11 protein-coding genes are annotated in these 13,930 nt (G+C 56.1%); 4 read left to right on the top strand and 7 right to left on the bottom strand.

Annotation, left to right across the window (positions count from 1 at the left end):
• Positions 1–45: 45 nt before the first annotated feature.
• The gene (locus tag LRM19_RS03125) at positions 46–480 is read right to left on the bottom strand and encodes a DoxX family protein (RefSeq protein WP_115874615.1); all 435 of its coding nucleotides are present in this window, start codon (positions 478–480) and stop codon (positions 46–48) included.
• Between the two features lie 151 nt (positions 481–631).
• Between LRM19_RS03125 and poxB the strand changes: the two genes are divergently transcribed.
• From poxB to LRM19_RS03105, 4 genes are all read left to right on the top strand, one after another.
• The gene (poxB, locus tag LRM19_RS03120) at positions 632–2,350 is read left to right on the top strand and encodes a ubiquinone-dependent pyruvate dehydrogenase (protein WP_271367324.1); all 1,719 of its coding nucleotides are present in this window, start codon (positions 632–634) and stop codon (positions 2,348–2,350) included.
• 38 nt (positions 2,351–2,388) lie between these two features.
• The gene (gene ltaE / locus LRM19_RS03115; protein WP_115874614.1) at positions 2,389–3,390 is read left to right on the top strand and encodes a low-specificity L-threonine aldolase; all 1,002 of its coding nucleotides are present in this window, start codon (positions 2,389–2,391) and stop codon (positions 3,388–3,390) included.
• A 10-nt stretch (positions 3,391–3,400) separates the two neighbouring features.
• Positions 3,401–4,837 (top strand): SDR family oxidoreductase, encoded by a 1,437-nt coding sequence (locus LRM19_RS03110; RefSeq protein ID WP_271367323.1) that lies wholly within the window; start codon positions 3,401–3,403, stop codon positions 4,835–4,837.
• Positions 4,838–4,929: 92 nt separating this feature from the next.
• Positions 4,930–5,943, top strand: a complete 1,014-nt coding sequence (locus tag LRM19_RS03105) for an NAD-dependent epimerase/dehydratase family protein (protein WP_115876045.1) — start codon at positions 4,930–4,932, stop codon at positions 5,941–5,943.
• A gap of 67 nt (positions 5,944–6,010) precedes the next feature.
• Here LRM19_RS03105 and LRM19_RS03100 read toward each other — a convergent pair whose 3' ends face one another.
• The 6 genes from LRM19_RS03100 to gspL all read right to left on the bottom strand — a co-directional run bounded on the left by LRM19_RS03100 (position 6,011) and on the right by gspL (position 13,916).
• Positions 6,011–7,825 (bottom strand): chitinase, encoded by a 1,815-nt coding sequence (locus tag LRM19_RS03100; protein WP_115874612.1) that lies wholly within the window; start codon positions 7,823–7,825, stop codon positions 6,011–6,013.
• 140 nt (positions 7,826–7,965) lie between these two features.
• Complete coding sequence (gene iagB / locus LRM19_RS03095; protein ID WP_115874611.1) at positions 7,966–8,418, bottom strand: type III secretion system invasion protein IagB; 453 nt, start codon at positions 8,416–8,418, stop codon at positions 7,966–7,968.
• A 132-nt stretch (positions 8,419–8,550) separates the two neighbouring features.
• A complete protein-coding gene (locus LRM19_RS03090; RefSeq protein ID WP_271367321.1) occupies positions 8,551–11,235 on the bottom strand; it encodes a glycosyl hydrolase family 18 protein in 2,685 nt (894 codons plus the stop codon).
• Positions 11,236–11,494: 259 nt separating this feature from the next.
• Positions 11,495–12,292 (bottom strand): prepilin peptidase, encoded by a 798-nt coding sequence (locus tag LRM19_RS03085; protein WP_271367319.1) that lies wholly within the window; start codon positions 12,290–12,292, stop codon positions 11,495–11,497.
• Positions 12,289–12,774: a type II secretion system protein M gene (locus LRM19_RS03080; protein ID WP_271367317.1), complete on the bottom strand. Its 486-nt coding sequence runs from the start codon at positions 12,772–12,774 to the stop codon at positions 12,289–12,291. The genes LRM19_RS03085 and LRM19_RS03080 overlap by 4 nt, the downstream gene beginning before the upstream one ends.
• Positions 12,771–13,916 (bottom strand): type II secretion system protein GspL, encoded by a 1,146-nt coding sequence (gspL, locus tag LRM19_RS03075; RefSeq protein WP_271367685.1) that lies wholly within the window; start codon positions 13,914–13,916, stop codon positions 12,771–12,773. Before gspL ends, LRM19_RS03080 begins: the two co-directional genes overlap by 4 nt.
• Between the last annotated feature and the right edge of the window lie 14 nt (positions 13,917–13,930).

The raw sequence follows: 13,930 nt of genomic DNA, 5'->3' as shown, positions 1-13,930 counted from the left end.
CGGGCTTTTTTGCCGGGCGGTACTGCGTTTACCCGACCTGCAATTTTACCGCCACGCGGGCGCTTTACCCAGCGCAAACCGCCCTGCCCCTAAAAACGCCACAGCCAGCGAGCCGATAAAGAAGTACACCAGGCTTTCAATCGCCCATGCCCCAACCTTATCAAGGGCGAACGTTTCACCCATTCCCACCATCAGCCACGCCACAATCATCGTAAACGCCAGCACCAGCGCGGCCGGGCGCGTAAACAGCCCGACAATAATCAGGATCGGCGCCACGACTTCGCCAACCAACACGCCGTAGGCGATAAATCCCGGCAGCCCTTTTTCCACCAGCATGCCGCTGATAAACCCCACGCCGCCAAAAAGCTTGTGCAAACCATGAAAAAGCATCAGCCCGCCGACGGCAAGTCGTAACAAGAGTTTGCCAAGATCGTCGCACGATAGCTTTTCGTTAACAGCAATTAACAATGATTTAACCATTTGAAATTATTCCTGTTTTAACTGAGACACTCCCAGATTATGCCGAATAATTGCGCGTGAAAAGCACCTTTTAATTGTGGGGATGCGACGGGCAATACGGAGACTTTCTTCTAAGCTTGTAAGCGTTATCACAAAAAGGAGACGGACAACCATGAAACAAACCGTGGCTGCATATATAGCAAAAACGCTCGAACAGGCTGGCGTAAAACGTATCTGGGGCGTCACCGGCGACTCCCTGAACGGACTCAGCGACAGCCTCAACAAGATGAAGTCCATCGAATGGATGCCGACCCGCCATGAAGAGGTTGCCGCCTTCGCCGCAGGCGCTGAAGCGCAGCTTACGGGTGAACTGGCCGTCTGCGCCGGATCCTGCGGGCCGGGTAACCTGCACCTGATCAACGGCCTCTTCGACTGCCACCGCAATCACGTGCCGGTGCTGGCGATTGCCGCCCACATCCCCTCGTCCGAAATCGGCAGCGGCTATTTTCAGGAGACGCATCCGCAGGAGCTGTTCCGTGAATGCAGCCATTATTGCGAGCTGGTTTCATCCCCGGAGCAGATCCCTCAGGTGCTGGCGATCGCCATGCGTAAAGCCGTGCTGAATCGCGGCGTTTCTGTGGTCGTTATTCCGGGCGATGTGGCCCTCAAGGCTGCGCCAGAAGGGGCAAGCACCCACTGGTATCACGCCCCGCAGCCCGTCGTCACGCCAGCAGAAGAGGAGCTGAAAAAGCTGGCGCAGCTGCTGCGTTACTCCAGCAATATCGCCCTGATGTGCGGCAGCGGCTGCGCTGGCGCGCACAAGGAGCTGCTGGAATTTGCCGGTAAGCTGAAAGCGCCGATTGTCCACGCCCTGCGCGGCAAAGAGCACGTCGAGTACGACAACCCCTACGATGTTGGCATGACCGGACTGATCGGTTTTTCTTCAGGCTTCCACACCATGATGAACGCCGACACGCTGATCCTGCTTGGTACCCAGTTCCCGTATCGCGCGTTCTACCCGACGGATGCCAAAATCATTCAGATTGATATCAACCCTGCCAGTATCGGCGCGCACAGCAAGGTCGATATGGCGCTGGTGGGCGATATCAAATCCACCCTTTCCGCCCTGCTGCCGCTGCTGGAAGAGAAAACCGATCGCAAGTTCCTTGATAAGGCGCTAAGCGACTATCGCGATGCCCGCAAGGGGCTGGACGATCTCGCCAAACCGAGCGACAAAGCCATTCACCCGCAGTACCTGGCGCAGCAGATCAGTCATTTCGCGGACGAAGACGCCATTTTTACCTGCGACGTGGGCACACCAACCGTCTGGGCGGCACGCTATCTGAAGATGAACGGCAAACGTCGCCTGCTCGGCTCGTTTAACCACGGCTCGATGGCCAACGCCATGCCGCAGGCGCTGGGCGCAAAAGCCACGGCGCCGGAGCGTCAGGTGGTGGCGATGTGCGGCGACGGCGGGTTCAGCATGCTGATGGGGGATTTCCTGTCGGTAGTACAGATGAAGCTCCCGCTAAAAATCGTGGTGTTTAACAACAGCGTGCTGGGCTTCGTGGCGATGGAAATGAAGGCCGGAGGCTATCTCACGGACGGTACCGAGCTGCACGACACCAACTTCGCGCGCATCGCCGAGGCCTGCGGCATCACCGGTATTCGCGTGGAGAAAGCCTCCGAGGTGGATGAAGCCCTGCAGCGCGCCTTCTCCATCGACGGCCCGGTGCTGGTGGATGTCGTCGTCGCCAAAGAAGAGCTGGCGATCCCGCCGCAGATCAAGCTTGAGCAGGCCAAAGGCTTTAGCCTGTACATGCTGCGCGCAATCATCAGCGGCCGAGGCGACGAGGTGATCGAACTGGCAAAAACCAACTGGCTCAGGTAAAACATTTCGCATGACCTCTTAAATTAAAGGGATGTGAAATGATTGATTTACGCAGTGATACCGTTACCCGCCCGAGTCGGGCGATGCTCGAAGAGATGATGGCCGCTCCGGTCGGGGACGACGTCTACGGTGACGATCCGACGGTAAACGAACTGCAGCGCTATGCGGCAGAACTGAGCGGCAAGGAGGCCGCCCTGTTTATGCCAACAGGCACACAGGCGAACCTGGTCGCGCTGCTCAGCCACTGCGAGCGAGGTGAAGAGTATATCGTCGGCCAGGGCGCGCATAACTATCTCTACGAAGCCGGCGGTGCGGCCGTGCTCGGCAGCATTCAGCCGCAGCCGATTGACGCCGCGCCGGACGGCTCCCTGCCGCTCGATAAAGTCGCGGCGAAAATCAAAGCCGACGATATTCATTTCGCCCGTACCAAGTTGCTCAGCCTCGAAAACACCCACAACGGCAAAGTGCTGCCGCGCGAGTACCTGAAGGCGGCGTGGGAATTTACCCGCGAGCGTAAACTCGGCCTGCACGTGGACGGCGCACGTATCTTTAACGCCGTAGTGGAGTATGGCTGCGAGCTGAAAGAGATTACGCAATACTGCGACTCGTTCACCATCTGCCTGTCAAAAGGACTGGGCACGCCTGTAGGTTCACTGCTGGTTGGCAATACGGACTACATCAAGCGCGCCAACCGCTGGCGCAAAATGACCGGCGGCGGGATGCGTCAGGCGGGTATTCTGGCGGCTGCCGGGCTGTATGCCCTGAAAAACAACGTGGCGCGTCTGAAGGACGATCACGACAACGCCGCGTGGATGGCGGCGCAGCTGCGCGAGATTGGCGCCGACGTGATGCGCCACGACACCAACATGCTGTTCGTCCGCGTGGGCGAGGATCGCGCCGCTGCGCTTGGCGAATTTATGAAATCACGTGGCGTGCTGATCAACGCCTCAGCTGTCGTGCGCCTGGTCATGCATCTCGACGTGAGCCGCGAACAGCTGGCGGACGTGGTGAAACACTGGCAGGCGTTTTTACAGCGATAAGGAGCATCACGTGCCGCAACGCATTCTGGTGCTCGGCGCCAGCGGGTATATCGGTCAGCATCTCACCGCGGCGTTAAGCCAGCAGGGACACCAGGTGCTGGCTGCGGCACGCAACACCGAACGCCTGCAAAAACTCGGTTTGCCTGGCGTTACCTGCCACAGCGTTGACCTCAACTGGCCGAAGGAACTTCCCGCCCTGCTGGAAGGGGTCGATACGCTTTACTACCTGGTGCACAGCATGGGCGAAGGCGGGGATTTCATCGCCCACGAGCGACAGGTGGCGATGAACGTCCGCGATGCGCTGCTGCAAACCCCGGTTAAGCAGGTGATTTTTTTAAGCTCGCTTCAGGCACCCGAGCATGAGCAATCCGATCATCTGCGTGCCCGCCAGCTGACGGCTGAGACCCTGCGCGGCGCCAATATTCCCGTCACCGAACTGCGCGCCGGGATCATCGTTGGCGCAGGCTCCGCCGCCTTCGAAGTGATGCGCGATATGGTCTACAACCTGCCGGTACTCACGCCGCCGCGCTGGGTGCGTTCGCGCACCACGCCGATTGCGCTGGAGAACCTGCTGCATTATCTGATAGCCCTGCTGGATCGCCCGGCGGAGCAACACCGCGTGCTGGAGGCGGCAGGCCCGGAAGTGCTGAGCTATCAGGAGCAGTTCGAACATTTCATGCACGTCAGCGGACGCCGCCGCTGGCTGATCCCCATCCCCTTCCCGACCCGCTGGATTTCGGTGTGGTTTTTGAATGTGATCACCTCCGTGCCGCCGACGACCGCCAAAGCGCTTATCCAGGGGCTGAAGCACGATTTACTGGCGGACGATCGCGAGCTGCGCGCCTTAATTCCCCAGGAGCTGATCCGCTTTGACGATGCCGTGCGCAAGACGCTGAAAGAAGAAGAACAGCTGGTGAACTCCAGCGACTGGGGTTACGACGCTCAGGCGTTTGCCCGCTGGCGCCCGGAGTACGGCTATTACCCGAAACAGGCGGGCTGCACGGTGAAAACCCACGCCAGCCTGGCCGCGCTGTGGGAAGTGGTGAACCAGATTGGCGGCAAAGAACGGTATTTCTTCGGTAATATCCTCTGGCAAACGCGCGGGGCGATGGACCTGCTGGTGGGCCACCGGCTGGAAAAAGGCCGCCCGGCAAACCCGTATCTTGCGGTGGGTGACACGGTAGATAGCTGGAAGGTGATCATCGTCGAGCCGGAAAAACAGCTGGCGCTGCTGTTCGGCATGAAAGCCCCGGGGCTGGGTCGACTCTGCTTTACCCTGAAAGACAAAGGGGATTATCGTGAACTGGACGTGCGCGCCTGGTGGCATCCGCACGGAATGCCGGGTCTGTTCTACTGGTTGTTGATGATCCCTGCCCACCTGTTTATCTTCCGTGGGATGGCGAAACGCATTGCGCAACTGGCAGAACAAAAGACGGAAAAGATCTAAATAAAACTCTCTTTCTTTCACCTTTCCCATTGCATAGCGCCGTAATTCACGAAAGAATGCGCACGAAATTCTTTTCAACACAGTGGATTGATATGAAGGTACTGGTTACCGGGGCGACCAGCGGCTTAGGCCGAAATGCGGTCGAATTTCTGCGCAACAAGGGCATCAGCGTCAGGGCTACCGGTCGCAACGAAGCGATGGGAAAACTGCTGCAAAAAATGGGCGCAGAGTTCGTCCATGCCGACCTGACGGAGCTGGTCTCCTCGCAGGCGAAAGTGATGCTCGCCGGTATCGACACGCTGTGGCACTGCTCCAGTTTTACCTCCCCGTGGGGAACCCAGGAAGCCTTCGATCTCGCCAACGTGCGGGCTACCCGCCGTCTGGGTGAATGGGCCGTTGCCTGGGGCGTGCGTAACTTTATTCATATCTCGTCACCGTCACTCTATTTCGACTATCACCACCATCGTGACGTGCAGGAAGATTTCCGCCCTGCTCGCTTTGCCTGCGAGTTTGCCCGCAGCAAGGCGGCCAGCGAAGAGGTCATCGACCTGCTGGCGCAATCAAACCCGCATACCCGCTTTACGGTCCTGCGTCCGCAGAGCCTGTTCGGGCCGCACGACAAGGTGTTTATTCCGCGCCTGGCGCAGATGATGCACCACTACGGCAGCGTGCTGCTGCCGCGCGGCGGCGATGCGCTGGTCGATATGACCTATTACGAAAATGCCGTTCACGCCATGTGGCTGGCCAGCCAGCCGGACTGCGATAAGCTTATCTCCGGTCGCGCCTACAACATCACCAACGGCGAACCGTGCACGCTGCGCAGCATTGTGCAGCGCTTAATTGACGAGCTGCAGATCGACTGCCGTATCCGTTCTGTTCCCTATCCAATGCTGGATATGATTGCCCGCAGCATGGAGCGCTTTGGCAGTAAATCAGCCAAAGAGCCTGCGCTGACGCATTACGGCGTCTCTAAACTTAACTTTGACTTCACGCTGGATATTTCGCGAGCGGAGAGTGAACTGGGTTATAAACCGGTTGTGACGCTGGATGAAGGGATTATGCGCACCGCGGCGTGGCTGCGGGATCACGGGAAGCTTCCTCGATAGATCGGGCCCGACATTTTTACGATGAAAAAAGCGGCAACCCGAAGGTTGCCGTTTGTCATTTTGCTGATTACAGCGCAGTCCACGCGTCCTGCCATGCAATCCCTTTACCAGGCTCGTAGTAGGATGGCGCGTTATTGCACCAGCCGCTGTACGGGTAAGGTTTGCACTGGAACAGCTGGCCGCGGTTGTTAACGATATCGCCTGCTTTCCATTTGGTTTTGGACGTCCAGGTTGGGTAAGTCCCGGTCTGGCCGCCGCTGGCCTGTTTAGGCTGTACGTTCAGCGTATAGCTGGTGCTGCTGCTCAGCTCGCCGTCACTGACGGTAAGGTTGATCTGATACTGCGTCGCCGCTGCCACGTCTGGCGCATTGAAGGTAATAATCGCTTTATCTTCGCCGCTTACGGTCTGGCCGTTCGGAGCCGTCCAGGTATAAGTCAGGTGGTTACCGTCTTCGTCAGTCGAGCCAGACGCGTTCAGAGAAACAGATTTACCCGCTTCAACCGCCCCCACCGGGCCGGAGATTTTTGCTACCGGCGCATGGTTTACAGGCGCTGGCGTATTATCGTCTGGCACCGGCGTGGTGTTGCCTTCGTCCGTTGGGTCGACAGGGGTCGGTGTTGGCGTCGGGGTTGGCGTGACGCTGCCGCCGTCGGAAGTCCCGTCTTCACCCACCACGTTCACATTGAAGTAATGCTTCACGCATTTGGTGTAGTCCCCCTCTTTAAAGGCGCTGAATGGCGTCTGGTAACCCACCAGCTGGCAAGAGTAGGTCTGGCCTGACGGAGTATCCGCGCTCCATCCCCAGTCCTGTTCCCAGTAGATCTTCAGCGCGCCGGCACCGCCTTCGTCGAACTGTTTCATGTTGGCGCAGCCCAGCACTTCGTTAGAAGGAACTGGTACTTTCAGGTAGTTGGCGAACTCTTTGTAATATTTGATACGGTTTTGAGACTGGGCGATCTCAGTCGGGCCGCCACACTCCACGCCGCCGTTGATGATCTGCGTGGTCACGCCGAAGCCTGGTACCAGACCATTCGCCTTATCGTGATCGTTCGGCTGCCATGTGCCGTCGATAACCTGCAGCATGCTCGGTTTTGGCGGCTGCGGGTAGGCGAAGAAGAAGATCGCGGAAGCAAGGTTCAGCCAGGTGTCCGCCACCAGCTCAGGTTTGTCCAGCAGTACACGGACGTCGCCGTACATCGCTTCAGAGAACGGGCCGTAGTTGTAGTTATAGGAGAGCTGTTTCGCACCGCGACCAAAGTAGCTAACGAAATCGCCATCTTTGTCTTTACCGCACGGCCAGGTCTGGCCCTGCCAGACATCCGGGTTACATTCACCGTTGTAGCCGCCCTTCTGACCTTCGCTCCAGCCCATCTCACGCACGTAGACCAGCGCCTGTCGCCACTCGGCTTCCGGACGCCACGACTCGTGGCCGCCGGTTTCCTGCGCGAAGTGCGCAAACATGGTTGCCAGAGACTTACGGCAGATGGCATCGCTGTTACGACCATCGGTATAGGTCTGGCACAGTGCCGGGAATTTACCGACCGCTTTCAGGAAGTTGCTGTAAGTATATTCCGGCGCACGTAGTGGGAAGAGGTAATCCCAGTCGCTGGCCTTGATAATCCCTTCCACGCGCTTGACGTTTTCCGGGTTTGTCGATTTCCCCGGCTCAATTTGTTCCACCAGGCTGTTGTCCAGCGTGCGGATGGTTGACTTCACTGAAGCCATAAGCGGGAAGTTGGTCAACTCCTGCTCTTTCTTCTGCAGATCGCTGGCCTTAACGGTGTAAGGTTCGCTGCTGGCCTGCAGCAGGGTTGCCTGAGCCATAAAGGGTGCAACGCATGCGCCCGCGATAAGAACACTGAGTAATGTCCTTTTGTTCATGTCAATAGTCCTCTTAATTATATTAAGGGTCAATAAAAGTTAATTTTTTCGCGGTTTATTTATTAATCATTTAATAAATAAACCCGGGAGCAGTTTCGTTTTATGAAGAACACCAGTCGGTACTCTTCAAAAAACAAAAATCAATAATAATAACGGTTGCGGGTGCTACGTTTTAACTTCTGATATTTATTCCAGACCTTGCGGGCATAGACCATTCGCTGCGCGAAATTCTCTTTTTTCAGACCCGCGTTATAGGCGCCGACCGCCTCCCAGTTATAACCATAAATTTTAATCATTCCGGATAATATCGATGCGCCAACCATAATCGAGGTGCAGGGCTCGGTAATTAACCGGTATTCATTAATGCCTTTGCGCTCCAGCTCGGAAAAATGTGAGCTGTTAATCTGCATTAGTCCGACATCACGCGTGCCATCATGATTCAGTCCAATCGCATTGGGATTCATTCCCGATTCAACATTAGCAATGGCATATAACAGATAAGGATCCACATGATAATAACTGGCGGCTTTATCCCAGCAGTTGGCAAAGACGCTATGGCTTATTACCAGCAACAATAAAAATAACGTTTTCATTTTCAGTCCAGCTCTTTTTCATTGTCTCCTTACGCGGTTATTACTCTTTTCCTGATTTACGGCCCACGTCCGTCTCGGGACGTGGACCGTAATAGCGGGCAAATTTCTTACCCGCATCGTTATAGCAGTGGCTTACTGGCAGTCAGTCGCCGGGCCTTTTTTCACCCATACATCGCTGCTACCTGGTTTATCACCCTTCGTCCACCATTTCGCGGTGTAGGTGTAACCGTTGTAGGTAGTGGTGTCGCCGCCGTTATAAACCACGTCGGAGCGCCAGTTGAATTTCACCTGACTTACCAGCTCCCATGCATCCACACCGAAGCCCGGCTGGTTGCCCTGAGTCCAGTATTTTGCTTTCCAGACCAGGTTGTCGAAGCTGACGGTATTCCCCGCGTTGTAAACCTTGCTTGCGCTCCAGGCAGCATATTTACTGGCGTTGACGTCAACAGGCTTATCGCAGCTATTGGTGGCAGAACCTTCGTCAGACGGCGTGTTGCCTTCATCGGATGGGGTATTTCCTTCGTCAGACGGCGTTTCCGCTGCTTTAGGCGTTACCGTCACCTGTACGTTAGTCTGTACGCTGGACTTGCCATCGCTTACCACCACGGTCAGCGTGTAAGTTGATTCCGTGTCCACGTCCGGTGCGGTGATGTTCAGGTTCGCGGTGTCTGCGCCTGTCGCCTGCATATTCGCAGGAACGCTCCAGGAGTAGGTCAGCGCGTCGCCATCAGGATCGTTAGCCTGAGCGTGCAGAGAGTAGATCTGGCCCGCTTCCAGCGTCACGGCTTCCATCTGGTTCACAACCGGTGCCTGGTTTGCTTTCGGCGCTTTGTTCACGACCTGGACGTCAGCAGTACTGCTCAACCCTTTCGCGTCAGTAACCGTCAGGCGGAACGCCAGAGTCTGGTTACTGGTGACAGCGGCAACGTTGAAGGTTGCTTTCGCTTTGGTGCTGTTGGTGATAGTCACCGACGGGCCAGAGATCTGCGTCCACTTGTAGGTGATGGCATCGCCATCCGGATCGGTGGAAGCCGAGCCATCCAGGGTCACCGTCGCCGGACCGGTTACGCTCTGGTCAGCGGCAGTCGCCACAGGCGCATGGTTGGTCACTACCGGATCAACCGGCGCAGCGCCACCGCCTGTCAGGCTTTCATTCATCGCGTTCAGAATGTCTCCGGTATCGGAGTCGATAGACCAGGCAAACAGACCGCCCAGGTTTTTCGCGAGCACATACTGACCTTTCGCCGTTGCGGAACGCGCATCTTCATAGGTAATCAGATCGCCGGTGGTTTTGTTAAACAGATACGGCGCTTCAGCGGTAGCATCATAGTTGTATTCCCAGCCCGCTTTGCCTTTGTACTCGTTAACGATCTGACGATAGTCAACCACGCCCGGTTCCCAGGTCCCTTTCACCATGCCCGTTGCCGTGCCGGTGAACGGGTTGTTATTGCTGTAACCGTGAACGCCGGTCCAGCCGCGACCATACATGGCCGTCCCCACGACAATTTTGCCTGGCTGTACACCCTGCGCGAGCAGTGCATTCACGCCGTTTTCGGTGGTGTAATTAGTATCCGGTTTGTTCGCCGGCGCACGCAGTGCCGCCTGGTGACCCAGCTCGGTGTTGCTCCAGCCGCCGTAGAAGTCGTAGCTCATCAGGAAGATGTGATCCATATACTGCTGGGCAGTGGTGTAATCAACGTCTTCAATTTTGTCGCTGCCTGAACCGATTGCTGAGGTCAGCTCAAAGGTACGGCCGGTTTCGGCTGACAGTTCATTCATCATGGCGCGCAGTTCGCGCATCAGTGCGGTATAGGTTTCTTTATCCTGCTGCGGGTTTCCCAGCGTTTCGTTCTGACCGCCGCCGCCCGGGAATTCCCAGTCGATATCCACACCGTCGAAGAATTTCCAGGTTTTCAGGAAATCTTTAACAGAAGCCACGAAGCGATCGCGGATCGCTTTGTCATGCATTTTGAAGAACGGATCGGAAAGGGTCCAGCCACCGATAGAAGGCAGCACTTTCAGGCCCGGGTTGGCTTTCTTCATTGCCATCAGCTGGCCGAAGTTACCTTTGTAGGGATCGTCCCAGCCGCTTACGCCAGCCTGAGGCTTCTGCAGTGCGGCCCACGGGTCGTGGATCGCCACCTGGAAGTCCTGACGGCCCGCACAGGCGCGCTTAAGCGCTTCGAAGCTGTTACCGCCCTCAATGGTTTTCAGGCTGTCGTTGATGCCGTCGCCGCCGCAGATTGGAATGAAGCCATACAGAATGTGGTTAAGGTTAGCCGCCGGAATTTTGTCCACGGGGAAGTTACGGTCGTAAACACCCCACTCAGGGAAATAGGCCCCCACCACTTTATCGGTGTGCTTAGAGAGGGTTTTGTTATTTTCCTGCATGGTGGTGTTGAGTGGCAGCAGATGGCTACCGTCGGTATCCGCGACGATAATCAGTTTGCTGGCACTGGTGCTGCAGCCGCTGGCATTGCAGAGCTCAACCGTTTCCTGATAGCGACCGCCTTTCTTCACTTTAAACGTAGCCGTGCCGGACATGCTGCCTGCGCCGGTCCAGACGGTTTTGCCGTCGAGCAGCACTTTCGCTGAAGTCGGCGCCGCGCCGCTCCAGACGTCCCACTGCACTTTAACATCGGCGCCATCATGAACTTTGACGAGGTTGTTGTAAGCAGAAGCAGACTGATCAACTTCGACAATGGCAAATTTATCATTACCACTGGCGATAGTTGCTTTACCGGGCACTGCTGCGAACACCGGGCTTGCAGCCGCTGCAACGAAGAGTGCCAGATATTTAGGCTTCAGAAATTTCATTATTTGATCCTGATAATACGATTTGTGAAATTAAATACCCATGCTTTTCCATTAAACATGGACGAACGTTATTGACTGATAAATTAATCATGAACGCTTCTGGTTCACGAAAGACCTTCTTATTATTACGCCGTACTTTCCTCCACTCATAAAACCTTCAACAAATAGTTTGTTGCGGAGAGGAGAATACAGCGGGGAATTTAATTTTTCCTTTCATTCCCTAAATGAAAAAACATCAAAAAAAACTTGACTGCATTATTTAAATGATAAATTGCGAAATTTGCGCAATTAATATAGCCAGCCCGGAAAACGCAATATATGGACCAAAGGAAATAAGGTTATTTTTATTCTCAAAGGGCTTTAACAGGCAATGCATAATAATGCCCCCCAGCGCCGCGATCAGCAAAATAGAGGGCAACGCCTGCCATCCGCACCACGCGCCTAGCGCAGCCAGCAGCTTAAAATCACCATAGCCTAACCCTTCCCGGCCGGTCAGCAGGCGGAATGCCCAATAAACCAGCCAGAGCGACAGATATCCCGCCACCGCGCCAAAGATAGCATCGGTCAGTGGTAGCGTCCGGAACAGGGCATGGAACATCAGCCCCGTCCACAGCAGCGGCTGGGTCAGGCAGTCCGGCAGCAGCATATGGCGCGCATCGATCACCGCCAGCGGCAGCAGAAAACTCCACATCACCCACAGCGCGATGAGCGCCGAAAACGACGGTGCCAGCGCGGCGCTGGCGGCGAAAAAGGCAGCGCTACAGACTTCCACCAGCAGCAGCCGCAGCGGAATCGCGCTATTGCAGTGTCGGCAGCGACCGCGCAGCGCACACCAGCTAATGATGGGAATATTTTCCCACGCGCTCAGGGCATGCTGGCACTTCGGGCAGTGAGAGGCGGGAAACAGCAGATTGCCTGCCCCCTCTTCTTCCATTACCAGCGGCGGAATACGCTCCGCGACTACGCCCAGGAAACTGCCGAGGATTGCCCCCAGCGCTCCGCTCATCACGCACAGTCCCGGCAGATTCGCTTGCTGCAACAGCATTAGCGGGTTCATGCGCTTTTCGCCCAGCTCAGCGTAACGCGTGCCTTCACGTCACTCTGACGATCCACCGGCGTTAACGCGAGTTTCTCCAGATGTATACCGGAAGAGACGTTCATCTCACGCAGCCAGTTTTGCAGTGCAGAAATGTTGACGCGCTCGACAACAAAGGTTAGCGACTGCTCTTCCTGACGCACGTCTGTCAATGCGACGTGCACGACTTTGGCACTTTCTTCCACCACGCTGCGCGGATTCGGGGTATTGACTATTCTGGACTGGAGATGGTTTTTATCAATTTCCTGGCGCATCCAGTTCAGCTTCTGCTTCTGCTTAAATAACACGGCCTCGTTATTTTTGATCAGAGTATCGAGCGGCATCATCGCGCCGTAATAAACCATCGCACAGCAGAGTGCCCCGCCGCAGAGTTTAAATAAATTACGCTCGCGTGGACTATAATTTTGCCAACGGTTTTTTAACTGGGCTATTTGCGTTTTCATTTATAGCTCCCGGTAATAATGGCGGTATATGGCGCCTCGCCGGAAATCGGCTGCATCGCAAATTCAAAGGTATCGGCGCTGCGGGCGACAAAATCCTGCAGGGTCTGTTTATCCATGGATTTCACATTCAACGTCAGCTGATTTTGCGTTTCGTCATATTCCACGTTATTGATCTCCAGAGACGGCAGTGACTGCTTGATTTGATTCAGCGCTTCGAGCTGCAGGAAGACCCCTTTCTTAGCCTTGCTGATATTCTGCCCGACGTAGTACTTCAGGTTGCTGGTCTGGCGCAGGGTCGGGAAATAGTGCTGCGCTACGGTGGTCATCTCACGGTGGATCTCGTTTTGCTGGTGAGTGAGCATCAACGCCATACCTACGCGGGGGCCGATCAGCAGGCCGACGCAAACCAGCGCCGCCGCAGCGAGGGCCGTTTTCGCGTGGCGAAAACGCGGGCCGCTGGCGCTGCGCCCGGAAAACTCTCCGTGCAGCATGTTGATACGACAGCCCTGCCACTGGGTCTGGATCAGCACCAGCGGATGCTGCCACGCCAGCAGCTCATCCACCTGTACCTCCTGCGGCGCATCGCCATAGCAGCAAACCTCACCCGTCGGGCATTTACTCAACAGCAGCGGCAGCAGGACCGCATCGGCTTCGCCAGCGCTGCTGGGAGAAAAACGCAGCCAGTAGCTCTCTTCCAGGCTCACCAGCGTAGTACCCCCTTCGCTCACCGGCAGCAGCCAGGCATCCGGCAGCGCCTGGACCACCGTGAGCCCCGCCTGAGCGAACAGCTCAAGCCAGTGGCGCAGACGTTCAGCGTCGATGGCCACGGCATCCACTTCTGGCCCCTTTTTGTTCAGCACCGTCCAGTGCAGCGTCTCCACCTCGCCGAGCAATGTCTCTTCCGCCATCCACGAGAACTGCGCCGTCTGGGCTGAAAGTCCTTTTTTCGGCAGGGTAAAATGACGAAAGATCGTCTCGCTCGCCGGCAGCAAAAGGCACACCTGCTGAGAAAGCGGATGGCAGGAAAGTTCGCTCAGTGCGCTCCAGCCCGTCAGATATTCCACCCGATCGTTACCGGATTCACACCACCAAATTTTGCCGTCCTCACGGGTATCGGGACGAATAAAAAGCACCTTTTTCATCATCTTCTACTTAT

It is taken from the genome of Enterobacter sp. PI-10 (assembly GCF_027947695.1).
Classification (GTDB): Bacteria; Pseudomonadota; Gammaproteobacteria; order Enterobacterales; family Enterobacteriaceae; genus Enterobacter; species Enterobacter vonholyi.
The sequence above is the reverse complement of the archived record's forward strand: the minus strand, read 5'-3'. Positions and strand labels throughout refer to the sequence as shown.